The 25726-nt window shown below is 48.4% G+C and carries 19 protein-coding genes; 4 read left to right on the top strand and 15 right to left on the bottom strand.

Going from position 1 to position 25726, the window contains the following annotated elements; genetic code table 11:
* Window positions 1-166: 166 nt before the first annotated feature.
* From AC4E8D_RS02965 to AC4E8D_RS02920, 10 genes are all read right to left on the bottom strand, one after another.
* On the bottom strand, window positions 167-1141 hold the full coding sequence (locus AC4E8D_RS02965) for a M15 family metallopeptidase (RefSeq protein ID WP_127551134.1): 975 nt from the start codon (window positions 1139-1141) through the stop codon (window positions 167-169).
* Window positions 1142-1380: 239 nt separating this feature from the next.
* Window positions 1381-2199, bottom strand: a complete 819-nt coding sequence (locus tag AC4E8D_RS02960) for a hypothetical protein (protein WP_490205820.1) — start codon at window positions 2197-2199, stop codon at window positions 1381-1383.
* Window positions 2200-2245: 46 nt separating this feature from the next.
* The gene (locus tag AC4E8D_RS02955; RefSeq protein WP_339181617.1) at window positions 2246-5449 is read right to left on the bottom strand and encodes a DEAD/DEAH box helicase; all 3204 of its coding nucleotides are present in this window, start codon (window positions 5447-5449) and stop codon (window positions 2246-2248) included.
* 227 nt (window positions 5450-5676) lie between these two features.
* Entirely contained in the window at window positions 5677-6096 is a 420-nt protein-coding gene (locus AC4E8D_RS02950; protein ID WP_164783412.1) for a chemotaxis protein CheW, read from the bottom strand.
* 625 nt (window positions 6097-6721) lie between these two features.
* Window positions 6722-7669 (bottom strand): aminopeptidase, encoded by a 948-nt coding sequence (locus AC4E8D_RS02945; protein ID WP_490205819.1) that lies wholly within the window; start codon window positions 7667-7669, stop codon window positions 6722-6724.
* Window positions 7670-7768: 99 nt separating this feature from the next.
* Window positions 7769-9760, bottom strand: coding sequence for an alpha/beta fold hydrolase (locus AC4E8D_RS02940; RefSeq protein ID WP_339181611.1), 1992 nt, complete (start codon window positions 9758-9760; stop codon window positions 7769-7771).
* Window positions 9761-9821: 61 nt separating this feature from the next.
* Window positions 9822-10388, bottom strand: coding sequence for a TetR/AcrR family transcriptional regulator (locus tag AC4E8D_RS02935; protein WP_339185308.1), 567 nt, complete (start codon window positions 10386-10388; stop codon window positions 9822-9824).
* A gap of 433 nt (window positions 10389-10821) precedes the next feature.
* Complete coding sequence (locus AC4E8D_RS02930) at window positions 10822-12120, bottom strand: ABC transporter substrate-binding protein (RefSeq protein WP_237177715.1); 1299 nt, start codon at window positions 12118-12120, stop codon at window positions 10822-10824.
* A gap of 619 nt (window positions 12121-12739) precedes the next feature.
* Entirely contained in the window at window positions 12740-13576 is an 837-nt protein-coding gene (locus tag AC4E8D_RS02925; RefSeq protein ID WP_339181606.1) for a carbohydrate ABC transporter permease, read from the bottom strand.
* Window positions 13576-14457: a carbohydrate ABC transporter permease gene (locus AC4E8D_RS02920; RefSeq protein WP_036607341.1), complete on the bottom strand. Its 882-nt coding sequence runs from the start codon at window positions 14455-14457 to the stop codon at window positions 13576-13578. The genes AC4E8D_RS02925 and AC4E8D_RS02920 overlap by 1 nt, the downstream gene beginning before the upstream one ends.
* A gap of 143 nt (window positions 14458-14600) precedes the next feature.
* Here AC4E8D_RS02920 and AC4E8D_RS02915 point away from each other — a divergent pair, with 143 nt between their 5' ends.
* Window positions 14601-16430, top strand: coding sequence for a cache domain-containing sensor histidine kinase (locus tag AC4E8D_RS02915; protein WP_339181604.1), 1830 nt, complete (start codon window positions 14601-14603; stop codon window positions 16428-16430).
* 5 nt (window positions 16431-16435) lie between these two features.
* Complete coding sequence (locus AC4E8D_RS02910) at window positions 16436-18064, top strand: response regulator (RefSeq protein ID WP_490205818.1); 1629 nt, start codon at window positions 16436-16438, stop codon at window positions 18062-18064.
* Between the two features lie 361 nt (window positions 18065-18425).
* On the opposite strand, the gene AC4E8D_RS02905 is transcribed toward AC4E8D_RS02910, so the two are convergent.
* Window positions 18426-19391 (bottom strand): arsenic resistance protein, encoded by a 966-nt coding sequence (locus AC4E8D_RS02905; RefSeq protein WP_445252488.1) that lies wholly within the window; start codon window positions 19389-19391, stop codon window positions 18426-18428.
* Between the two features lie 226 nt (window positions 19392-19617).
* Between AC4E8D_RS02905 and AC4E8D_RS02900 the strand changes: the two genes are divergently transcribed.
* The gene (locus tag AC4E8D_RS02900) at window positions 19618-20376 is read left to right on the top strand and encodes a TspO-related membrane protein (protein ID WP_221825712.1); all 759 of its coding nucleotides are present in this window, start codon (window positions 19618-19620) and stop codon (window positions 20374-20376) included.
* A 117-nt stretch (window positions 20377-20493) separates the two neighbouring features.
* Here the strand turns inward: AC4E8D_RS02900 and AC4E8D_RS02895 are convergent, their stop codons facing one another.
* The 4 genes from AC4E8D_RS02895 to AC4E8D_RS02880 form a co-directional block, all read right to left on the bottom strand.
* The gene (locus tag AC4E8D_RS02895) at window positions 20494-20868 is read right to left on the bottom strand and encodes a RidA family protein (protein ID WP_017690870.1); all 375 of its coding nucleotides are present in this window, start codon (window positions 20866-20868) and stop codon (window positions 20494-20496) included.
* 149 nt (window positions 20869-21017) lie between these two features.
* Window positions 21018-21704: an oxidoreductase gene (locus tag AC4E8D_RS02890; protein WP_221825715.1), complete on the bottom strand. Its 687-nt coding sequence runs from the start codon at window positions 21702-21704 to the stop codon at window positions 21018-21020.
* Window positions 21705-21939: 235 nt separating this feature from the next.
* Window positions 21940-23097: an MFS transporter gene (locus AC4E8D_RS02885; RefSeq protein WP_197997917.1), complete on the bottom strand. Its 1158-nt coding sequence runs from the start codon at window positions 23095-23097 to the stop codon at window positions 21940-21942.
* 208 nt (window positions 23098-23305) lie between these two features.
* The gene (locus AC4E8D_RS02880) at window positions 23306-24718 is read right to left on the bottom strand and encodes a sensor histidine kinase (protein ID WP_221825945.1); all 1413 of its coding nucleotides are present in this window, start codon (window positions 24716-24718) and stop codon (window positions 23306-23308) included.
* Window positions 24719-25071: 353 nt separating this feature from the next.
* Between AC4E8D_RS02880 and AC4E8D_RS02875 the strand changes: the two genes are divergently transcribed.
* Entirely contained in the window at window positions 25072-25725 is a 654-nt protein-coding gene (locus AC4E8D_RS02875; RefSeq protein ID WP_036607365.1) for a phosphatase PAP2 family protein, read from the top strand.
* The last annotated feature ends 1 nt before the right edge of the window (window position 25726 follow it).

The raw sequence follows: 25726 nt of genomic DNA, 5'->3' as shown, positions 1-25726 counted from the left end.
CATCTCAGACAATGGAATGAAATTAATTCTATCTTAATTCCATTAACATTTTTGCACAGAAAAAAATCCCTGAATGACTGCCCGTTGTATAGATCAAGGACGGTTCATTCGGGGATTTTATGAGAAATAGTATCTTTTCTTTTTCTTTAAGGATGAAACATCCAAATTACAACTTGATATTAGCCTCATCGAAGTATTCTTCCAGAGTTAACCCACTCTTCGCCACATCCGGTGCCAAATCTGTACCGATGTACCGGATATGCCAAGGCTCATAGACGTAACCTGTAGTATCTTCTTCACCTTGCAGATAACGGATGACATATCCGTATTCTGCAGCATGTTCAGCCAACCACTGGCCTTCCTTCGATGTGCCAAATACCTCTTCCAGCACATTGCCCACACTCGGACTCGATACATCGATGGCAAGACCCGTCTGATGTTCGCTTCGGCCTGGCACAGAACTCACACGATCTGTGTATTCTTGACCTTTGGTTTTGACATTATTGTTATAGATGGATACCTGACGCTGATATGAACGATAACCGGACACCGCACGAAGCTCAATGCCATCCGCTTTTGCACCTGCAAACAACTTCTCCAGCGCCTCCGCAGCTTCCTTGCGCATATGCCGCTTCTCGTGTGGTTCGTCGAAGGAGAACGGTACATTCGGCTCTACCAGATCGTTCGGCTCGTAACCGTCAGGCAGACTCCGTTGTTTGTTCACAATGACGGTCATAGACTCCGCATTGGTCACCACGGATTGTGCATCAATCGTCGTTTGCAGTGCGCTGATACTGCGTTTCTCCAGCAATGGGTCTTCCGCTGTCGCCCCGTTACCATTGTCCGAAGAGCCCTGCTCTCCGCCCGCTGAAGCATTCCCAGACTCGCTATCCGTGCCTTCACCGCTGTTGCCAGAAGATGATGTGTCATCCCCGCCAGCATTGTCGCCATCAGTTCCTTTATCCTCCGTAAAATGAACCGTTGTGCCGTCCGTCTCCTGTTGTGTGTTACCTGTTCCATTCGGATTCTGGCTTTCCTCTGTGCCTGAACCGTTCTGGCACGCGGCAAGCAATGCTCCGCATATCATCAATGAGGACAGCATAACCACCATGCGGCGCTGTCTTCCTGTAGTTGATTTCATGTAAAAACTCCTATCGCAATAATATAAATGTTGTCTAGTTGTTGTATGCAATGTTCCCTGCGACAGTATACCTTAATTGGGAGCGAAGCTCCACTAGTAAAGACGTCCTTTAGAAGAGATCCGAATGAACATATACGGGCTGTACAGCCTGTATGATCGTTTTTTGGACTTTTAGAGCAACATGCTGCAATAAAAACAAGCAGGGGTGATCTGAGATCTCCCCCGCTCTGATGGGTGCATCATTTGGTTGCCGGGCTGTCCGTCTTCTTCTGGACAGCCTGCCACATCCGCGTGGCTACACGCTCGCGGATCAAATCCAGCCCTGCGGTGGCCGGCACGCCCGGCAGCAGCGCCGTCAGCTCCGGCAACGCCGGCGGCTTGCCCGGCCGCGTAAGGCGCACCTCAACGGCCCCAAAGCCCGGCCCCGGCTGGTGCATGGCGCCGTCCGCGGCCGCCTCGGCGATCCACTCGCCGACGGCCGCGCCGCCTTCGCCGCCCCGCACTTGCGGGCGGCCAGCCGTTTCCGCTGCGCGGCCGGGGCCGCTGGGATCATGCGCGAGTTCCTCCGCCCATGATCCCAGCACGCCGGCGAGCAGCGCTTCGCGCGGCAGGCCGGCGTGCGCCAGCTGCAGCAGCGGCTCGGCCGCGAGGCGCGAGGCTACGGCGCGCTCAGCGGCCGCGGCATGCGCGCAGCCCGGGCGGCCGCAGGTGCACGCCACGGCCGCGCTGGCCGTTGCTGCACCTGGCGAGCCCTCGGGCGCTTGCGCAGCCGGTAGTAGCCCCGCGAGCTCCTCGGGCGCCGGGCCGCCGCGCAGCAAGGCGTACAGCGTCAGCGGGCGCTTGCGCAGCTGAGCCAGTACAGACTCGCGCTGCGCTTCGCTCAGTCGCGCCGGCGTTCCCGTGACTGTGAACATGCCTGCGGCTGATCCAGTCTTGCCCTCAGCAGCGGAAGCGGAAGCAGAAACGGAAACTTCCTGATCCGCATCCGCTGCTGTATTTACTTCTGCTGTCCATCCACCGGGGGACATATGCAGCTCGATCTTCCATTTTTCACTCACAACAATCCCCCTTTCTCAACATCTATATTCCTCTGAATGTTCAAGGTCACAGCCACGTCTCACCCTGAAGAGAGATCAGACCACGCAGCTCATCATCCGACATCTCGGTCAGCCAATTCTCACCCGAACCAACGACCTGCTCGGAGAGTGCCTTCTTACTTTCGATCAGCTCATCAATCCGTTCTTCCAGTGTTCCCTGACAGATCAACTTATGCACCTGCACGTTGCGATTCTGTCCAATTCGGAATACACGATCCGTTGCCTGATTCTCAACCGCAGGATTCCACCACCGATCATAGTGAACGACATGACTCGCGCGTGTCAGATTCAGACCTACACCTCCGGCACGAAGAGATAGAACAAACATGGACGGCCCCTCTCCTTTTTGGAAAGTCTCCACCATATCATCTCTTTGCGCTTTCGACACACCACCATGCAGGAAATAAGGTTCTTCCTCATATCGCTGTTTCAACCTCGATACCAACAGATCTCCCATAGCAACATACTGCGTGAAGATCAGAGCCGATTCCCCGTTATCACGGATGGCGTCCAGCAGTTCAAGCAAACGTTCCATCTTACCAGATGCCTCTGCCTTGCCATGGTCTTTCCGATTGCTGTCCGCCAGCACCGGATGATCACAGATCTGCTTGAGCTTGGTCAGGGAGGACAGAACAATCCCCTTCCGGGCAATGCCATTTCTGCCGTCCAAACCACCCATCAGATCATCCACTACACGCTGATACAACACCGTCTGCTCCGGCGTCAGGGAACAATAGGATTTCAGTTCAAGCTTCTCTGGCAGATCCTTGCGAATATCCGGATCACTCTTCAGCCTGCGCAGCATGAATGGAGATACCAGTCGATGAAGTTCACGCAAGGATGCTGCATTTTCTTCGGATGGCCCCAGTCCCGTATACCGCTGGCGGAACGATGAAGCTGTGCCCAGATACCCCGGATTGAGAAACTGGAAGATCGACCAAAGTTCGCTCAGCCGGTTCTCTACAGGCGTTCCCGTCATCGCAATACGGTGAAGTGTAGACAGGCGCATGACACTTTGCGCTTGTTTGGTACGGTAGTTCTTAATATATTGTGCCTCATCCAGCACTATGGTGGACCAGTGCAACGAAGCCAGATCCGGGCCATCTCTGCCTGCCAGATGATAGGTCGTCAGTACAATGTCATGCGTCTGCGCTTCTGCCTGAAAATCATTCCCGTGCAACCGTTGTCCGCCATGATGAATGTACAGCGACAGATCCGGGGCAAACCGCTTCAGCTCACGCTGCCAGTTTCCAAGCAGCGAGGTAGGACACACAATAAGTGCTGGCAGATGAACAGGCTGCTCATTCGCGTGCTGATCCGCCGGGAAAGAATCATCCAATCCATTCAACAGCTCATTCTCACGGGCTTCCTCTTCAGCTGCCTGGCGTTCCTCGTGTTTGCGGTCCAGCAGACAGGTAATTACCTGAATGGTCTTCCCAAGTCCCATATCGTCCGCCAGACATACGCCAAAGCCCAGCTCACGCATCGCGGATAACCATTGGTAACCTCGTTCCTGATAAGGTCTTAGTTCACCATGCAATTCTGCCGGAACCTGACGAGGCTCTATGCTGCGAAGCACCTGTCCATCGAGCAGGAAAGCAAGCATCCCATCAGATTCGGCGCCAAAGACGGAAAGGCCCTTCCATGCGGAATCCTCCCCTTCATCCGCTGCCAGATGCAGCCATTCGGAGAGAGGCATATATTGTTCTTCTTCTTTTTTCATATAACGCAGGACTTGGCGAATCTCTTTTGTATCCACTTCAATCCATTCACCGCGGAACATAACATACGGAACTGTGGATTCAGCCAGTGCTGCCAGTTCCTCCGCCGTGACCGGTTTCCCATCCAGCATAGGCTCCGTCTTGAAAGCAACCAATTGTTCCATGCCCAGTGCCGATGTGGCTCCAGGCAACCGCTCTGTTCCCCGATTCAACATCTGCAGACGCAGTCCCGCACGACGTTTCCCGGCACGACTCCACCTTGAAGGCATGAGAACGGTTATCCCGGCCTTCTGCAAACGTGGAACCGCATGCGTGAGAAATTCAAAGAAACCCTGCTGCTCCAGCTTAATTTCCTCCGGACGGGCGGTAAGCAGCGCCGTCTCCAGTTCAGGTGCCAGTTCTGCTGCTTGCCCGAGTGCCATCAATAATTGCTCTGCCGCCGAGGTATATAACACCTTCCCCCGGTCCAGATCTCGCTCTGGATGTGCCCAGATAGTCCGTGCAGGCAACCTCAGGCTTGGTTCCTGCTCACTGTCCACCCAAAAGCTTATTCCCCAGATCGTTTCATGTTCGCCCAGTGGAGGCTCCAAGCGGAGCACCAGCTTCAATTGGCCTTCAGCAGGTGCCATCTCTTCTGCTCCCACGATTGGCATTGACGTTCCACCAACTTCTTGCAACGTATGAATAAACGCTGTCATATCGTCCGTCGGCCCTTGCACCGTCACAGGACGGAACATCGAGATCAGACTGTTCCACCAGAGTTCGGCTACTGGCGAAGATCCTCGTCGATATGGGGTGCGGTAACGGGACAGCTCACTGTCCATGCCCTCCAGTTCACTTGTCACTACAGCATGAATCATGCCACTCATGAATGAAAATAATACCGCAGCCCCTGCTTCTTCACGCGTTTCCGGTTCCAATGAAGCATAAGCTCCAGGAGCAGCCAACCCAATCGGAGGCATCGCTTCAGCAAGATCGCGGAAGCGTTCGATGTCCTCCTCCTGCTGCAAGCGTGGCCGCCATACGCCTGTTAATGTCTCTTGCCCGGTCCGTCGCCGTGCTCCGGTCTTTGCTGCGAATTCAGCCGATGGAGCAATTGCTCCCCGCAACAGCAGCTCCTGTGTGAACTGCGCTGCTTTGATCCAGTAACGCATCTCTTCTCCAACCTGAATTCCGGCTGCATTTAACAAACGGTCATCCCATTGCAGCAGCAACCTGAAGGCATCCTTAGGCGAGACTGCCAATCCTTCCAATGTGCGCCCCAGCAGTTGACGCCGCTTCGTGTTCTTCGCTTCAGCCGTGTTCCTCAGCGGATTCGGCCAGCGCAGCTCCGCAAGACGCAGAGCGGCAGGCTGAAACAGACGACCCCCGTCGCCAAAATTCAACCTTCTTACCACGTGGCTCCATGCATCCACACGTGGTTCCGATGTTTCACCGGAAAAACAAAAAAATACGTCACCAAGCCATACTCCATACAGCGATTGCATCATTAAAGTCTCCCGTCATCCCTTCGCATTGTTACTCTCCATCATATACGAAAATGACCGGATTTAAAAACCTTTGCCCATAAAAAGTGGTTATTTCGATGGTTAGGGGGTGTCTCAAAACGCCCTAGAGGCACAAAAAAATGTCCCTTCTCCCGAAAAGCGGATGAGGAACATTTGGGTCAACCGAAGGATAATACTGAATATTGAAAGAATTACGGATTGTTATACTCCTATGATCTGATCAAGCTGCCCAGTAATACATCCAGGTTCAAAATACCTGCACGATGATCTTCACAGAACCCGATTTTGTCAAAAACGCCAAGCATGAAACGGCGGTGTTCCTCAGCGGGTTCCTCGAAACGATCGTAACTTACGACAGAATCGACCATATCTACGATCAGCGGTACAAATCCACCTTTGTAAGGCACCACAATAATACGTGTAGAAGAGGTATCCTCCTGGTCTGGCATGCCTAACAATACACGAAGACTCACCACTGAAACGACCTTACCGTACAGCGAAGCAAAACCTCGGATCTCCGGGCTTCCAAATGGAACTGTTGTCACCTGCACCATTCTGATGATCTCATGAACTTCATCGATTCGTAGTGCAAAGATCTGGTCTCCTACCGAAAAATTAATATATTGCATTCCCTCGTCCATAGTTATCCCCATATCCTCTCATTCCGTATAATCAGACTACTTTCGTCCCATTAGATGTTACTTTGGTGTATCGGTTATTTTTGACCAAATGTTTAGGCTTCAGATCAATTTTGCCAACTTCAACAGACGTTGCATTACGGTTGCTGTCTCCGCTCTGTTCATTTGCCCTGTTGTGGAGGGTGGTGGAAGTTAATCGTTTTAATATTGAGCGTAAGTAACCTGACATAGGATTGAAAAATTATATTCAAAAAAAAGACCAAAGATCAGCTTTATACCGATTTTTGGTCTTTTTTATCCCCATATATTATGGATCTGTTTCTATGTTTTCAAATACTTGGAACAAAAAAACGGAATTTCTGTGGATAACTTATATTTTCGCTCCAAAAGGGCTGTTTTATGGAGTGAAAACATGAGTTATACCTGATTTGTGGATAAGTTGTGCACATATTGCACACATGCTGTGGATATGTTTAGCATTTCATGTGGATATTCATTATTTTAATGTGGACATGTTGTGTATTTGTTTGTAAATCTGACGTAAAATCTGAATTTTCGCCCCAGTTATCCATTACTGTGGACACGTTGTGGACATGCCTGATTTCCTTCACTCTGGTTATTCCACCAGTTCACCCTGACGCATAATCAGCTTATCATCGATATACACATCCGGCTTTTGCACAACTGCATCGATATGCACACCGGCGGCAATCGTTCCACCGAATGTATTATTGCTGCCAAAAGCCACATGAATCGTACCATACACTTTCTCATCTTCCAGCACTACACCCGTGATTCTCGCCTTGTTATTGGTTCCAATTCCGAATTCGCCGAGAAAGCGACCATCCCCCTCGCCAAGTGTTGCCAGTAATTGTGCCCCATCCGGGCCTTCAGCTGAAACTAAACGTCCTCCCTTGACGGTTAATATCATCGGTTCACGAAGTGCACCGATCCCAGCAACGGAGCCATCTACAACAATACGGCCTTCGCCTTTACCCTCAACCGGAGCAATATAGGCTTCTCCAGATGGCAAATTGCCTGATTCACCGGGGTTCAAGTACATGCCTGTGCTCGGTACACCGTTACGATCTTCAATGGAAAAGGACAGACTATGCCCCTGCTTCTCTATTCGTACATGACGACCTGCAGTTAATAGAGCTGTCACCTTCTCGGTTAATGCCTTTACTTGTGAGTATTCAGCCGTAATTGCTCCGTTCACAAACATTTCCTCTGTCATGCCAGGCATGGTTGCCACTCGGGTCCCTGATGCAGCGGCTTGTTTGCGTGCTTGGGTATGCGTTAATGAATATCGCGTTACACACACGGCTACATCTGCCCGAATCATGGCATCCGCGATTGGCGCAGGCGGCTCTTCGCCGGATCTGCTGCGTTCCTTCATGATTAATAGGACTGATTCTGCTCCAAGTGCTTTGCCTGCCTCATAGATGGATTCGGCCAAATCCCGTTTCATATCGTCTGCGACAACCACCAGATTCTCTCCGCTACGTAGTCCTAGACACTCGATTAGTACATTTTTACTAATCTCCACACGTTGCTGACTCATACATTCATCTCTCCTGTCTTTGGTTCATCTCTTCACAACTCGACTTGACCCTTTCGACAGTTTACACGGGATTCCTGCATATCCGAACCGAATCTGAACTCATCTAACGTTATCAAACCATTCAGCGAGGATTACAGCTGTTTCCTTATACTGAAACGTCGGAAAGTAATGCCCATAGGGCACATCTATGCGTTTGATCTTCGGGTTCATATCCCGGGGATAGTGATATTCCGGATCTTCCTTGGCCCATACGACCAGCGCATTCTTGGCATAATGCTGACTTTCCATTTTCGCCCACAACGTTGATCTGGCGCCTTTCCTCTGACCCGAGTGGATCCAGCGCAACAAGTCTGCATGCGCTCCTGCAATGCGAGGGGATTGGAGACTGGAACGTATTCTCTTGCCCATGGTATGGGCCATAACACTGCCGTCGCCTACGCCGCTATAGGCACTGAACATTTGAATCCAACTTTTCTCCGATCTGCCACGCAGCAGAGAGCGCATCAGCCCTCTTGGCAAACGCGAAATCCATCTCAGCACATTCGGATTCGAATTGTTAGCCACTGGCTGAAGCAACCCCAACCGAATGTCTGTCCGCCCGCTACGCATATGTGCCGCAGCTGCAATAGCTGCACCGATCGAATGACCCACCAGCTGCACCGGACCTTCAAACTCACCGAGCGCCTGAAGCAATGCAACAACCTGACCTTCAAATGCTTCATCCCCCTGATGTACAGGGGACCGTCCAAATCCAGCGAGATCGATTAACCATACCGGGTTTCCAGTACGTTCCCTAAGCTGTTGTCCCAAAGGTAACATCTCATCCGCAGATTGAAGCAAACCATGTACAATAATCCAAGGCTCTCCCTCACCCTCCCAACCAAGCATAGCCATATTTCCGCTCCGCGACCGAATATAATCTGTCGGAAAACCCTCAGGTAGCGGCGTATAACGAAGACGATAGTCCAGATCGGCTGTAACCAGCGGAAGCTGTTCCCTTATGTCCGGCCAGGATTGCCCCATACGTGTGAACAGAGCCTCCGTCTCTTCAACCGGGAATGACCTGTTGGTAATAAAAGCAACCGACTCCGCTGGAACACCACTGATGCGTGTGCCCCCAGATTTCATGATCCATTGAATCCATGGTAATGGCACAGCCCCTTTGGGCTTGGGTACGTCCAATTGCTGTGCCAGAAGCTGCAACAGTTCCTTCATATTGGGACTGTTTTCCTTCCGCGCCAATAGTGGATAGGTTCCTCCGACTGGAGCGGTTTCCCTCGATAGAAAAACAAGCGTCTGTGCAACAATGTCATTCTCCACAAGCGGTAACCAATAGGATGAACCTCCCGGCACGACCGGCATAAGTCCTTTCTGAATCGCCTGAATGAGCAGGCCAATCCCACCCGTTTGCTCGGTTTCACCGGTGGGACGCGGTCCAACCACTGTACTCGGATTCACAACGGATAAGGGATAGTTATGCTGCTCTGCATGCTCGCGAATATGCAGATCGGCATGAAACTTCATCTCTTCATACGCACTTTCATTGTTATCCACATGCTCAACCTGTAGATAATTCCCCTGTGCATTCCGCTCTCCATAAGGACTCATATAACCAACAACGTGGATAAAGTGTCTTAATCCGTGGTTACAGTGGATTTCCCTTGCAAGCTGTGCCACTTCTCTGGCCCCGTTCATAAATATCTGCTCTGCTACTTTTCGGTCCAAGGTAACGTCCATGGTTCCACCCGCATGCATGATTACATTTGCTTCAAGAGCACGCTCCCGATCCGCTGTAGTCATTCCAAGACCCGAATGGGATAAATCACCCGTAATAAATGTAATTCGGTCGAAATCCTTCACTCCGTAAGCCTTCAGCACCGTTCTGGCTCGCTGTTCCGAACGAACCAACAAGAGCAATTGTGCGTCTCCCTGCGTGAGTTGTTTGACCGTTTCTTTGCCGATAAAACCTGTACTACCTGTCATAAAAATGGTCGTAGCTGCAATATCAGACTTGCTTATTACCTGATTCATATTTGTTGAATTTGCTGCTGCGTTTTCTTCATTGGATACACGGTTAGTATGTATAATCATTCTGTTACGGCTCCTTTTTAGTACTACATAGTACTAGTTATATTCAAAAAAAGAGCTTCGATTAACGAAGTATCTGACAAAACGTACGCGCCGATTGTTCTATAATCCCAACATCACGGGCAGTTCCCGCTAGGATTAGCGAACCTTCCAGTGCTGCAATAAACAACAACGCAGCTGGCCCCGGTTCGATTTCTTTGCGGAATTCACCGCGATCCAAACCTTGCTGAAACAACTTCTCCACCATAGGTCTAAGCTCACGAAAGAATCTGGATATGCTCTCTTTCACTTGGGGTGCACTATCCGGTGTCTGCATATATAACGTAACAAAAGGACAGCTCCCTTCGTAATTTCGGCCCTCAATACCTGCCGACAGTAATGCCATGAATGAGTAGATACGCTCCTCCACTCCTCGCTCACGCTGACTGAGCAGCAGATACAGCTCCGACTCATACTGGGCAATCCAGTATTGTACCACGGCCTGAAGCAGTTCCTCCTTGTTTTTAAAATGATAATAAATATTTGACTTGGATACCCCACTCACTCGCACGACCTCATCCATGCTGACGTAGCTGTACCCCTGACGCAGAAATAATTGTGCCGCCACTTCAACTGCCTTGGTCCGGTTCACCGGATTGGAACTCTTGGATTTGGCAGGTCCTGTGTTCATTTTTGGATTTGTCATATTTAGAACTATACAGTACTAGTCAATTGAAAACAAGTACTTCTGTTAACAAAAGATCCTCTCTGGCTTAAGCTTCTCGTTACTTGTCCACATTTAGGTCATTATACACACAGGATATCCACATATAGTATTAACTCTGTGTTAAATACGTCATGAGATCGTTAAACTGCTTTTGGGTTATCCACATTTCAGGGATATTACCATCTATCATTTTTCCAGTAAGCACTTTTTAGCTCCTCGGAAAAACAAAAACAGGCCAACCAGAATAAAATTTTTGGTTGGCCTGTTTAAATTAACTTATATATCAGATAGACTAACTTTTCTATCCAAAAATTTTGAACAGTTTTCGGTAACCTGTGGATACCGTCCATGATCCAGATTATTTTTTCAGACTATCCCAGTTCTGTTGCAACGCATCGAGCAATCCGGCTTTATCCGATTTGCCTGCAACGTAAGCCTGAATTGTGCTGCCGTACTCTTGTGGAACCCCTTCAGGGAAACGGTTGAAGTTCCAGCTGAGTGTTTTATTTTCCTGGCTATACTTCATGATCTCTGTGGCGAGGTCACCCAGATCCTCTTCGGATGCCGTGATGGAACTGAACGCCGGGATGAATTTGAATTCTTTCGTCATGTATTGTTTCCCGATATCCGAAGTTACGAGCCACTCCAAAAACTCTTTTGCTTCCGGTTTCACTTGAGAGTTCTTGTTCACAACCCAATAGTTCGGCACGCCGACAAACAATTTGTCATTAGGTTCATTGTTAATTGGCATTGGGAGGATACCCAGATTCAGATCCGGATCGATTCCATCGATCTGTACTTGAGTCCAGTTCCCTTGTTGCATCATCGCCGCTTCTCCACTCGCAAACAACGTAACTTGCGTATTGTAGTCGGTTGTCAGTGGGTTTTTGTTGCTATATTTCAACGTTAAGTCGAGCAAGTTGATCCAGTCGGCGAACACTTGGTTGCCAGGAATTTTCTCCGTACTTTCATTGAGTCCTTGGATGAATTTCACCGGATCTGCCTGATTTGCAAATGCGACGTTTACGTTATGATTGCCCAGCACCCACCACTCCTGATATCCGTTCGAGAAAGGCGTAATGCCTGCGGCCTGAAGTTTCTGTGCAGCTTGATCCAATTGTTCCAGTGTCGTTGGAATTTCGGTAATACCTGCTTTTTGGAAGAGGTCTTTGTTATAAATGAAACCATAACCCTCCAGCGCGAGCGGCTGTCCGTAGAGCTTGCCGTCTTTGGTCATTGGCTCTTTGGCTACTTCGAGTGCATCCTTCGCCCATGCTTCTCCAGACAGATCTTCCAGATATTCAAGCCATGTATCCAGCTCACGATAACCACCTACGTTGAAAATGTCCGGTTGTTCGCCAGCGGCAAACTTGGCTTTTAATGCAGCACCGTAGTCACTGCCACCACCTACAGTTTGAATGTCCAGTTTGACGCCTGGATGGGAGGATTCATATTCAGCTTTGAGACGATTGAGCGCTTCCGCAATTTCGACTTTAAATTGGAATATTTTAATGGTTTTATCTCCAGCAGCAGCCTCTCCACCACCTTGAGCATCCGTGTTGACCGGACTGCCACTCTTGTCTCCATTGCCACAACCCGCGAGCATTACCGAAAAAGCAATCAGCATAAGCAACGTCAACTTGGTCATTCTTTTCATACATACACTCTCCCTATAGTAGTTTCAGTATAACAGTTCCACTAATGAATATTTACACTGGCACTCCGATGACAGAATAACCTTCCCTTGAAGCGTGTTTTCATCCTAACGAACCGAGCGCACGTTATTCGCACCTATTTGCACAGGCTCCCATTCTAACGAATCACAGCGATGTTATTTCGTCGATTTGGTCGATTTTCAAGGCTCTGACGCCGTTTTGTACCCGAATAACGTTGCTGAGATTCGTTACAATTTGTATTCCTTGATTATCCACCTATTAAGATGCGGTGGATTCGTTAGCGCTTTGAAAAAGGAGCTTACCATCACTTCACTCTGCAGAAGAAGTTCCTGGCTCTACAAGCGTCTTTCTTGGTCATTTCTCTTTATCAGTCTTTTCTCTTTATTGCTCTTTTCCCCAGGAGTCATGCCCAAGCTATGCGGGCATGACTCCCTTTGCACACCTCCATGCGAGGTGGGAGCAGAGGGATCAGGATGCGATGGAGGAGCGGAGCGTTCGCCTTTGATACTCGGTGGCTTCCTTGCCCCAATCCATTCAGGCCACCGAGGAGCAACAGCGACCGAAAGCGCAACTTGATCCCGGAGCGACCTGCACTCGCACTCACCCTTTAACTGATCCAGCCGTAATCCCCTGAATGATGTATTTCTGCATCAGCAGGAAGAAGATAATAATCGGCATAATACCGAGCACAAGTGCCGGCAAAGCCAGATCCCATTGCTTCGTATATTGACCGAAGAGTGCAAAGGTCGCAATTGGGATCGTACGCAGGTTGGAGCTTTGCAGGATCAGGGATGGAAGCAGATAATCATTCCAAATCCAGAGTGTGTTCAAAATGATGACGGTTACATACATCGGTTTCATGAGTGGAAATACGATCCGGAAGAACACCCCGTAGACAGAGCTTCCATCCACACGAGCCGCTTCCTCAATCTCCAGTGGGACGGATTTCACGAATCCATGGAACAGGAAGACCGACATCGGTGCCCCGAAACCGAGATAACAGATAATGAGGCCGCCAAGGCTGTCGATCAATCCCAGATTACTGGTTACAGTAACGAGTGGAATCATGATAGACTGGAACGGAATCACCATGGCTGCAATGAACATGCCGAACAAAATCCGGTTGAACCGGGTATTGTTGCGAACCATTCGGTACGCGGCCATGGAACTGATCAGCACAAGCAACAGATTGCTGACCACAGTAACGATAAGCGAGTTCATCAGCGCGGACGGGAAGTTAATTTTCTCCCAAGCGTTAGCATAATTGCCCCACTGAAATACTTCCGGCCATGCAGCCGAATTGGTGAGCAGATCACCGAAGGTTTTGACCGAATTCACGAACAGGAAGTAAAACGGAACAAGGAATAAAAGTCCAAGGAGTACCATGACAATCTCGGTTACAATGGTACTGAAGCGGTAATTTTTTGTCGTCTCCATTAGGCTTCTACCTCCTTGCTCTTCGTCAGACGTACCTGAATCATGGTGATGATGGCAACGATTACGAAGAACACGAGCGCTTTGGCGGTTCCGATACCATATCTGTTATTCACAAAGGCTTCATTGTAAATATTAAGTGCAACCGATTCTGTTGATCCGAACGGTCCACCTTTGGTTAGCGACAGATTGAGATCGAACATTTTGAACGACCAAGAGATCGCCAGGAACAGACAGATCGTTACACCCGGCATAATGAGCGGAAGAATGATGCTCCGCAGTACCTGCCAGCGACTTGCGCCATCAATCTCGGCGGCTTCCAGCAGATCAGGGGATACATTTGTCAGAGATGAGATGTAGATGACCATCAGATATCCTGCGGTCTGCCATACAAACACAATCACGATTCCCCAGAAGGCGGTTGGTTCGTCTCCCAGCCAAGGAAGGTTGAAGAAGGACCAGCCGGTTACATCGCCTACTGCTGAAAACCCTTTCACAAATATGAACTGCCAGATAAAGCCGAGCAACAACCCACCGATCACGTTAGGCATAAAAAAGATCGTACGCAGAATGTTTCTCGTCTTAAGCGGTTTGGTCAGGAAATACGCCAGGAAAAAGCCAATCACATTGGTCAGTACTACACCAACCACGGTGAAGCGCACCGTAAACCAAAACGCCGTTTGGAACTTGGGATCATTCGCAAAAACATGCACGAAGTTGTCAAACCCTACCCAATTAATGTTCTCGGATACCCCGTTCCAATCCGTGAAGGAATACACCATGCCAAGCAGGAAAGGGACCACGATGATGAGAATAAAAAACACGATGGAGGGACCCACGAACACAAGCTGCTGTAACAGCTGTGAAGATTTGCGATGCTTCATATCGTTCTCCCCTTCTATAGATGGATGAAATTGGTCTCTTTTTCTATTAAACCCCATTATCGCCGAGGGAAACACCGACCCTTGTGAACAGTTGGGGGTAAAATATTGTCCTCTCTTAACCTGCAACCAGAAGGGGTGTTCCGATGTCCAAATACTACAGTATACGCACCAAATTAATTGCCTTTATGCTCATTGCTACCACCCTTCCGCTGCTCGCATCGATCAGCATGACGTTTATCCAGACCAAGACAGCCCTGCGTGAACAAGCTGTTGAAGAGAACAAACGTCTGATCTACCAAGCGTCCACCAATCTCAATAACTATGTGGATAACGTGGCCCGAGCGTCGCTCGCTGTGTATAACGACCCGAACTTTCTGCGTAACTTGGCAAAGATTCCTGGTGATTATCGTGCGGTTGCCGAGGTGTACACCACTTTGCAGACGATCCGCGCGGCTGTGCCGGATGTATTCCAGCTGTATTTGCACTCTTTTGCCGCCAATCAATCCACCTTAATTACCAATCCCTTTCCGAAGCGGGAGGAACGCAAACAGGCCTATTCCGGCTCGCTTCATGGAAAAACAAGTGGTGACAGCCCGGATATCTGGGTGGAATCGGCACATATGAGTCACACGTACGGATTCAAGGCTGCTTCCCCCGATGATCCTGAAAGAACGGTCATTACCCTGCATCGGGTGATCAAGGATATTCCGTCCACTGAGCGTCTGGGTGTACTCGCCATTGATCTGAATATGAATACCATTGCAGCAATCTGTGGCAGGCTGTATGATCCGGCTAAGGAACAGATCTATGTTGTGGATGGTCAGAATCAGATCATTTACCAGGGGCGTTCCGAGGTCAATCATACGGATGCACTACGAGAGGAAACGGCTAGTGAACTGAATATCGCACGATCTGGCGAAGGTACAGCCCAGAATGTCGCAGGGCATTTTGAACAGGATCGTTCCATGTATGTATACCAGCAACTTGGCAGCACGTACGCTGACTGGACCATCGTCAAACAGATTCCGAATGAGACGTTATATGCCAGAGCCACCACACTTACGTGGAATAACGCAATGATTGCCATTGCAGCACTTGTATTGGTCATTGTCGCAACCTTATTCATCTCCATCCGAATCACCGGTCCGCTCAAGCAACTTATGCGATATATGAACCAGATTCAAGCCGGGCGTCTGCATGTGGATATCCATCTATCCAGCCGAGATGAATTCGGGGTGCTCGCTCGTCATTTCCGAGATATGATGGATACGGTAAATAATCTTATTTTGCGGGAATATCGACTCGAAATCGCCAATAAAACAAATCAGCTTAAAGCGTTGCAAGCGCAGATTCATCCGCATTTTCTATATAACACACTGCAATCCATAGGTACACTTGCCCTTCAACAGCAAGGACAACGGGCGTATACACTACTCTCTAGCCTGTCCAAAATGCTGCGCTACAGCATGCGGGATCAGACCTGCGTGACTTTACGCGAAGAGGCGGAGCATGCCCGGTTATATCTGGAACTGCAGCAGGAGCGGTTTGGTGACCGCCTTGAGGTGGATTTGGATTTTGCCGAAGATACCCTGTCTGTCGAAATGCCAAGAATGACGTTACAACCTTTAATTGAGAACTATTTCAAACATGGAGCAGATATTCAGCCTGGCAAAGGTCACATATCCCTATCCAGCCGCCGGATCAATGATCATTGGATTGAAATAGAACTGAATAATAACGGCCCCTCCATACCAGAAGATAAATTACTGGAGATCCGCGGATGGCTGCATCAAAGTCATACAACAACCGGGTTATCCACACAAGAATCCAACGAGTCTGAATCCATCGGTCTACGAAATGTAATACGCCGACTTCAATTGAACTCACACCCCGGTCATTCAGCCAGGCTTGAGATCAACAATCAGGAACCCAATGGTGTGAAGATCACGGTTAAACTATACGCGGGAGAGTGAACAACATGAAGGCACTGCTTGTAGATGATGAAAAACATGTCCGCGACGCCATAAGGTTGCTTGGTCATTGGGAAGAGTTTGGCATTGATACTTTACTTGAAGCAGCAGACGGGGATGAAGCCATCGCCGCCATCACGGCACATCAACCTCAAATCATACTCAGTGACATGCGTATGCCGGGAAAGGACGGTATGGCATTGCTTGAATGGATATCGGCTCATACCCCACACAGCAAGGTACTGGTCATTAGTGGATATGTTGATTTTGAACTCGTGAGGCATGCCATCAGACATGGTGGTATGGACTACCTCCTGAAACCTGTGGAAGCAGATGAGCTGAATGCATCTCTATTAAAGGCCGTTACAGCTTGGGAAGAGGAGGACGCCATTCGGATACAATCCACCAGGCAATCCATTGTCGTTAATCGAATGCGCCCCCACTACCAGGATCGACTGCTCACCGAACTTGTCGTCGGAAGAGGCAGCAGCCCTTCACACATGCAGCGATTGCAGGATGAGTTAAATCTCCCCTGTCTAATCCCTGTCTGTAGTGTCGCTGTCACCAGCCTGTCCCACCTGGATGCAGATTGTCTGGCAAAATACCGCAGTCAACCGGACCTGCTTGTGTTCTCCGTGCTCAATATCGGTGCCGAGATGTTATCCACACCAGACGAAGGCGTAATGTTTCGTCAGTTGGATCAACCGGACGAGATTGTTCTGCTGCATTGGGGTCCATCCACTTCATTGGAACATATTCTGGACAAGGTCAATCATGGATTGGAACAGACGATTCAGCGCCGGCTTCATTTTGGCATCTCCACCTGTGAGTCTTATCCTGGCGGAATCTCAGCGGCCTATCTGGAAGCAAGTTCAAGGCTGTGGCGACGTAATGCTGTGCAAATTAAACAGCGAATCCATGCCTCAATGGAATCATCAAATGGGAATAAAATCAGGCGTTTAACCGCCCATGAAGAACCCCTGCGTATGGCAGCCATGAGCTGCCGGGCTTCCAGTGTATCTGCTGCGGCCGCCGAGTGGCTTGACCCGATTACTGATCTTGAGGTTGTCAGTGCTGAGCAGATCCAGCAATGGATCGACGAGCTGGAATGGATGCTGAGCCGCTGGCTTGATGATACGGCAGGTTCGTCATTCCAAGAGGAAGAAGTGACGGAGGAACAGTCTATTCCCTTTGCCGAGTTACCTTTGGACGCTGAAGGACTGTTATCCTTCCCCCTGCTTCGTTCATTGTTGGAACAACGACTGCTTGCGGCCGGTAAGGCGCTCACCGCTCATCACCACGCCAATCCTGATCCCATGAGTGAGATTGCACGTTATATGGACGCCCATTATCAGGAGGACCTGTCCTTGCAGCAGATTGCCGCGCGTTTCTATCTGAGCCGGGAGTATATCTCCCGCAAATTCAAACAGCAATTTGGTCTGAACTGGTCGGAATATCTGGGCAAACTGCGGATCAACAACGCCAAGCTTTTACTGCAAAATCCTTCCCTGCGTGTCGCCAAAATCTCGGAGATGGTTGGATTTCAGGATGAAAAGTATTTCAGCAAAGTGTTTAAAAAGATGGAGGGCATCACGCCAGCGGAATATCGTAAAACATTATTGGAGGCTGGTACGTAACGAGTACCTGATCCGAATTAAAAAGAGTACTCCCGGCATGGCCCATCGGAAGTACTCTTTTTGATTTTACTTTTACAGAAAATAGCCTATATCATGACGACTTGTTGGCTCTTTCTTTTCTAAGATAGGATACGATCCGAGAGATTGTACCTATTAAAATTACACCCATAAATCCATAAGCCATATTATTTCCTGTCTTATGAGCTACTACGGGGAAATAGATGAGGCTGAACAGTAATAGGACAATATCCAGGTAGAACATAATCTTTCGATAAATAGGGATTCTCACCTTCCCCTTTTATTTACCAAAAATGGTTTTATTAATCATGTTAGATCATAACATAGATACACCCTAGTACGCTCACCGATCCCGCAAAATCACCGCAGGTACAAGTCGAATGTAGATTAGCTCCCCTGCAAGCTCCACCAGAGTCTGTGTAACAATAACAGCCGCTGCAATGGTTGCCCATTCTGGTGGGAGTGCCAGCGCTAGCGGCAGAACAACCAGCGAATTCCGTGTGGCTGAACTGAAAATCAACGCCCGCCCGGCGGCTGGATTCAATCGAAACCCCTTAGCAATGATCCGAGATATCCAAGGCATAATGATCAGAAAAGAAACGTAGATCGGAATCACGTTCACGATAATCGCCATATCATTGTAGACTTTGCCAATCTGGGAAGCGACAACCACGATCAGCGCAAGTGCCATCATCGGAACCGGGAGCCATGCCGTCCCATTCATGACCCGCTCCCCGCTCACCTTACCTCTGGAGAAAACTTGTGTAACAACAGCGAGCAGCAGTGGAATAACGATCAGGAACAGAAAAGCCTCTACAAACGGCCCTACCTGCATGATCTGCGCCACCTCAGTACCCATCAATAGCCATAAATAAAACGGCAACAGGATCATTTGTATAACGAATAAAAGTGGTGTTGCGGCGAGCATCAGCTTCTCATTGCCCCTGCCGAGTTGTGTGAACACAATGACGTAATCAATACAGGGCGTTAACAGTACCAGATAGACTCCGATCAGAACGCCTGGTGATTGCGGAAAGACAAGTGTGAGCAACCATACAACTACAGGTACTACGATAAAATTAGCCACCAGTAGCGCCCCCATAAATCGAAGATTCGACCAGGACTCTTTTAACTGTAAAAAGGGAATCTGTACAAACATGCTGTATAACAGAACGGCAAGAACTGGGGACACGGTGTAGTGTAAAACATTCCCCCATACCGGATTACTCAGCCCTATCGCTGCTCCTAAAAACAATGCAACTACATAGAACCCGGTTTGCTGTCGCTCCATCGTTTCTCTTGTGAGCATTATCTTCCTCCTCTTCTGGTGGGACATCGTGGGCATGGACATATTTCCGCTTCGTTTCGCGTACATTGGGACAGAGTACCGTTCCAACGTAGTGGCAGAGCACAAGGATCTGAAAGATCCCACTTGTGAATTTTTTGCGGCTGTTATTAGAATGTGCAAGAACTGGGTATATTCATTGTAGACTGACCCGTGGTTCATTCATTCGTTAAACCAAGGAGGAAACACAATGTCACGTAACAATCCGTACAAGTGGTTAAACGCCATTGGTTTTATCGCAGTAATTATCGTGAATTACCTCTCCAACGCTCTTCCAATCGGGGGCAAGACCAATAAAGAAGTATCGGATATGTATCCTGTGCTGCTCACACCTTCTGGCTATGCATTCGCTATATGGGGTTTGATCTACTTGCTGTTGGCAGGGTTTGTGATCTATCAGTTCGTGCCCGCTTCCTGGAAAAGGGACTCGATTACCCGTCTCGGGTACTGGTTCCTGGCAAGTTGTGCCTTCAACGTAGCATGGATTTTTGCTTTTCAAAACTTGCAAACTGGTCTCGCTTTACTGATTATTGTACTGCTTCTATTGTCCTTGATCATGCTGTATGTAAAAACACGTACTATTACCGTGCCAACCACTGCTGAGATCTGGCTTGTGAAGCTGCCATTCAGCATCTATCTTGGATGGGTTAGCGTGGCAACAATTGTCAATGCAGCTGTTCTGTTATATAAAATTGGCTGGGATGGTTTTGGTCTCAGCGAACCGACCTGGACGATCATCATGCTGATTGTGGGTATGGTGCTGGCTGTACTCGTTAGCTTCCGTTATCGCGATAGCATATACCCACTTGTATTCACATGGGCGTATATCGCCATTGCACTTAAACAAAAGGATGTCACTTCCGTATATTATACGGCAATCATCATTGCGATCGTACTAGCGATCTATGCGGTATGGTTGTTCTTCGCCCGTAATCAGGATCGTGATTGAGCGACTTCCATCATATATAACGCTTAAATGTAACGTAAAAACGTAACGCAAACAGCCGATTCTGGTCTTCGACCTGAAATCGGCTGTTTATGTATAAAAAGAACGAATAAGGTTGTCCTATTTCAGGGCAATAACTTCAATCTCCACCAGTGCATCTTTTGGCAAACGAGCAACTTCCACTGCACTGCGTGCAGGGTACGGCTGTTCAAAGAACGTGCTATACACTTCATTCACAGGAACGAAGTCGTTCATGTCTTTCAGGAACACCGTCGTTTTCACGATTTTATCCATACTTGTACCTGCTGCTTCAAGAATAGCCTTCACATTGCTCAAAGACAGACGTGTCTGCTCCTGTACATCTGCGCCGAATTCTCCCGTTTGAGGATTCAGACCAAGCTGTCCGGAAGTGTAGATGAAATCGCCTGCATCAACGGCTTGACTGTATGGACCAATGGCGCCTGGCGCCTGATCGGTAGAGATTGGTTTTTTCATGGGACGAGTTCTCCTTTGTGTTCGTTATCCTGCTGCCGCATGGAGTCAGGGTTCGAACTCATTTTTGTTGCCTATTATACCACGATCTACCTCAAGCGAGAAACGCTCCTGCCTTTACAGATGAAGCAAACAGCTCGTTCAAAGGTTTCTTAACCTCCGTCCGCGCCAAGGACATGAATGACTTCATTCGCATACACATGGTTTCCCTTGGCTTGCACCAGTGCAATATTTGTCATGGCCTGTGCAATGGTTGCGGCGTGGACCGCCCGGTATTTGTCCGCTCTGCCTTTCATCCAGCGATCCAGAAACTTCATGGCATGGGCAGCCATCTGCTCACCGAACCGCTTCTCGTTTCGATCTCCCAGAATTAAGGAAGGGCGGAAGATATGCAATGACGGTAAACCGATATCGGATAACGCATCCTCCATTTCCCCTTTGGTCCGACTGTAAAAGACTCTGGAACCTGCACTCGCTCCCATGGAGGAGATCACCAGCATCTGTGATACACCATGTCGCTTCGCAATCGTAGCTGCACGAACCGGGTAATGATAATCCACCTGACGGAAACTGTCCTGACTGCCTGCTTTTTTGATCGTTGTCCCCAAACAACAGTACAGGTCATCGATTCCATCGAATAAGTGGTCTTGGCTCTCCAGCTGTTCCCAGTCCACCACATGCTGTTCCAGTTTGGGATGTTGCAGCTCAAGCGGACGTCTAACCAGAACGCGAACCATGCTGTATGCCGAGTGTTCCAGCAGATGATGAACCAGTAATTCGCCTACAAGCCCCGTGGCTCCAATCACCATGGCTTTCCGTTCGAGACGATTCAAATGCATCCCTCCACTTCGCCATCTTTTTTTGAAGTCATACCAGATATATATGATCAACCTAATCATTTACACGATAACGGAGAGGACAGAAATAACCTGAAGAAGCGAAGCGTTCGCCTTTATCCCCGGATTTTCCCTTTTCTAAAAGGAATCAAAAAAATCTGGGGATAACAGCGATCGGAAGGTTGTTCTGTCATCGAAGTGCCAGTGTAAATATTCATGAGTTGAAATTATATCGTTTCTATTTTAACAGTACACGACGTCCAAGGGTAAATGTCAGAATCAGCATCACGACACCAACCCCCACCTGAAATCCATAGGCTGAGATCCAGGCGAGCGCATCAGACCAGGTTTCCATCTTTTCATACAACCAGCCACCCAACAACGGCCCAAGAAACGAAGTGACTCCGGTCAGAGCCGAATACACCGCGACAAACATCGGTCTTTCACTTTTGGGTGTGTCTCCAATCGTAAAGTTAAATGCCAGCTGATTGAATCCACCTACACCGATCCCAAGGAAAATATGAGATAGAAATAGTGCGATCAATACGGGCATGAACGACATTAACCCCCACGACAAACAGGAGAGTGCAATGACTGGCAATGTCCAAAATAGGAGGGTTTTGTTGCTGAATCTGGCATTCAGATTGCCCCAGACATAGAACCCGGCCATCATAACCAGCGTCTGGACTACCGTGATCAGGGATACCGTCTGATAATTGATATTCAGCAGATCAAGCATCACATAGGAATAGAGCGGAACAATCAAGGTCTGGATCAATAACCAGACAGCCAGGAACAGCGTTGCTTTCAGGAAAGAACGATCCTGGAACGGCTTGATAAACATGCGCCAGAAAACCTTTTCGGTAGAACGTTCAAAGGGCACGTCCGGATAAAAGAAATAGATGACTGTATTGGCAATGGCACAGATCCACACCGGAATAAACAGGATCAGAAAGCCCATTTCTCCAGGGTAACGGTCCAAAACAATACCGCCTGCGAATAAGCATACGCTTCCAAGAGCATTCAGAATCGTATTTCGAATTCCAAAATAACGCCCTCTCACCTTAGCAGGTACGATATCGCCAATTAGTGAAGTCCAGATCATACCGCCGATGGTATTTGATATAAAAGCAACCGTATACACGCCAATATATACACTTACCCACCACTCTTTGGGGAATATAAACGGAATCAGTCCCGTTGCACTCCACAAGATACGATGTGTGCCCACAAATAACAGCAGCATGCGTTTTCGGCTGCGAATACGCTGCATCCAGTAAGCTGCTCCGATCTGGGCAATGTTCACAAACGTGGTAATCGCGAGCACAAAGCCGATATGTCTCGACCCGGCCCCAAGGTACAGCAGAAATCCGGTTAAAAACGGGCCTCCCAGCAAGGTCTGTAAAATAATAGCTGGTACACCCTCCCATGTTGCAATCGATAAATTCGTGCGTTGTGTCGAACCCTTGCGCCGTGGTTTGCTTGCTGACGGGGGAGGGGTAACGTTGACCGTATTCTGTATGGGGATACACTCCTTAGACCGGGTCTCAAAAGCCGGTCGATGCTAGTTGTCATCCCAAATTCTACTCACGGCGCGAAGGTTGTCAACTCATTTTTTCACGGTCCAACGGGAGATAGAGATAGAAGGTGCTTCCTTTACCTTCAGTGCTCTCAAGTTCAATCGATCCCCCCAGTAATCTCGCTAAATCCCGACTGATCGACAGGCCTAGTCCGGTACCGCCAAATTTCCGACTAATCGACCCGTCAGCCTGCTGAAATGCTTCAAATATGGAATGATGCTTGTCCTCAGAAATACCAATACCTGTGTCCTGAACGGAGAAAATGAGCCATCGATTCTGAATACCTGCATTCTTAATCTGCTTGGTGCTTACGGTCAGCGTGACCTTCCCCCGGTGAGTGAACTTGATGGCATTGGACATCAGATTCCGCAAAATCTGTTGAACCCGCTGGGGATCAGACCAGAGCGTATCGGGCAGTCCCGGTTTCTTATCCATTTGCAACTGAATACCTTTTTTCTCGGCAACAAGCTGAAAGTGGCTCATGGCATCTTCTGTAAGTTGTGCAACACTGATATCCTCCAGTACAATATCCAGCCGCCCCGCTTCTACTTTGGAAAGATCCAGAATATCGTTAATGAGCGTAAGAAGTTCCTGCCCGGAGTGGTCGATCATATTGGCAAAACGTACAATATCCTCCTGATCCATGTCGGCATTCTCGCTGATCATCTGGGCAAAGTTAATGACACTGTTCAGTGGTGTACGCAGTTCATGGGACATATTGGCGAGAAATTCGGATTTGTACTGTGAGGCAATCATCAATTGTTTCGCTCGATCCTCCAGTACAATCTGGGCTTTCTGTAACTCTTCCTTTTGCACAGACAATAGCCGGTTTGTACTCTGGATCAGCAAAATACGATTCTGTTCATTCTGAAAATCACGTAAAATAAATGCAAAAACAAGACTTAACACAATGCCTGTAGGGAGTGTATAAGGCATAATATGTGAAAAGAAGTATGTAGCCGGGATCACACCAACGATAGCAATGTTTACACTATTGACCACATTGACGATAACTGTAACAAGGATTCCTTTAATAATCAGCCTGTAGTTGCTGCGTCTCATCCATATATTCAGACCTGCACACATCACGCCCAAAATAGACATGTTAAGTACTGCCGCCAATGTAGCATCCGTGATGCCAAAAGTCAGCCTCGACAACCCGATTCCAATACCCACGATGATTACGCTATAGGGTTGTCTATACGTTAGAACGGCAACAATTAAAGGAACATATCGAAGATCAAAGACCACTTCATCGGTGAGTTGAAACCCAAACACCGTACTGATCCAACCTGCAAATATAAGGACAAGCACGGAACTGATCTGTTTCACTCGGGAAGAGGTACGTATTACGACATATTTATAGAACACACTGGCAAGATATGCAATGGTAATAAGCATCCCCATATTCAATACGAACATTTTTGAAAATTGCATTCACTCACTCCTGTTGTACCGACTTTACTGGCCAAAGTGCCTTCATCCGTATGTGTCTCTATCATATCATGCCCATTGAAACTTCCGCATTCCTTCTTCGTCAAAAAAATACACAAAAATACACAAATCAGGATTCAATTTGTGCGCTGGTCGTAGTAGAATATATTGTTGTTTAAATTTAAACTACTATATAGATTGAACTAAAGAATAATTACACTTGCCACTCCGATGACAGAACAACCTTCTGGTATTTCTGCCTCTGCGTTCTCGTGTAAATGAATGTATAGTGCAACTTATATAGTTATTGCTGGGGTCATGTTCCTCTGGAACATGAATGAAAGGAGAAAGATGTTGTGCAATTGTTAAAAAGCAAATCCTATTGGCTGTCATTGAGTTTAATGCTGTCTTTGGCCGTCATGGGGCTGTTCTATGATATTCTTAATAGTCCAGAACGCGGGTTCGTAGTGCTTGATTCGCCGCTCGACCGGATCATTCCCTACGTGCCTGGCATGTCCATTCCATATTTGGGCTGGTACCCGTTTGTATTCGGTGTGCTCGCCTACCTGTGTGCCAAGGATCGACTGACGTACTACCGCGTCTTGTTATCCATGAATATCTGTGTCTGGATCTGTTATCTGATCTACTTCAACTTTCAGACCATGGTACCGCGCCCGGAACTGACGGGTACTGGCTTGGGAGCATCTGTTCTCGGATGGCTCTACAGCCAGGATCGTCCTTATAATTGTTTTCCAAGTATTCATTCTCTTCACTCTTATCTGGTTATGCGTGCCGTTCTCTCGGTTCCAAGCATCCGCAAACCCATCAAGATTTTGGTAGCCGCCGGGGCAGCAACCATTATAGTATCCACGCTAATGATTAAACAACACGTGATCTATGACGCCTTGGGTGCAGTCATACTCGGCGAATGTGTTCTCACCATCATAACAGGCCTCGCTCTTCACCGGAGACGCAGAAAAGAATCGAAGTGGACCGAGGGAATCAGCTGAT

This window comes from Paenibacillus sp. SRL342, assembly GCF_984798905.1.
The sequence above is the reverse complement of the archived record's forward strand: the minus strand, read 5'-3'. Positions and strand labels throughout refer to the sequence as shown.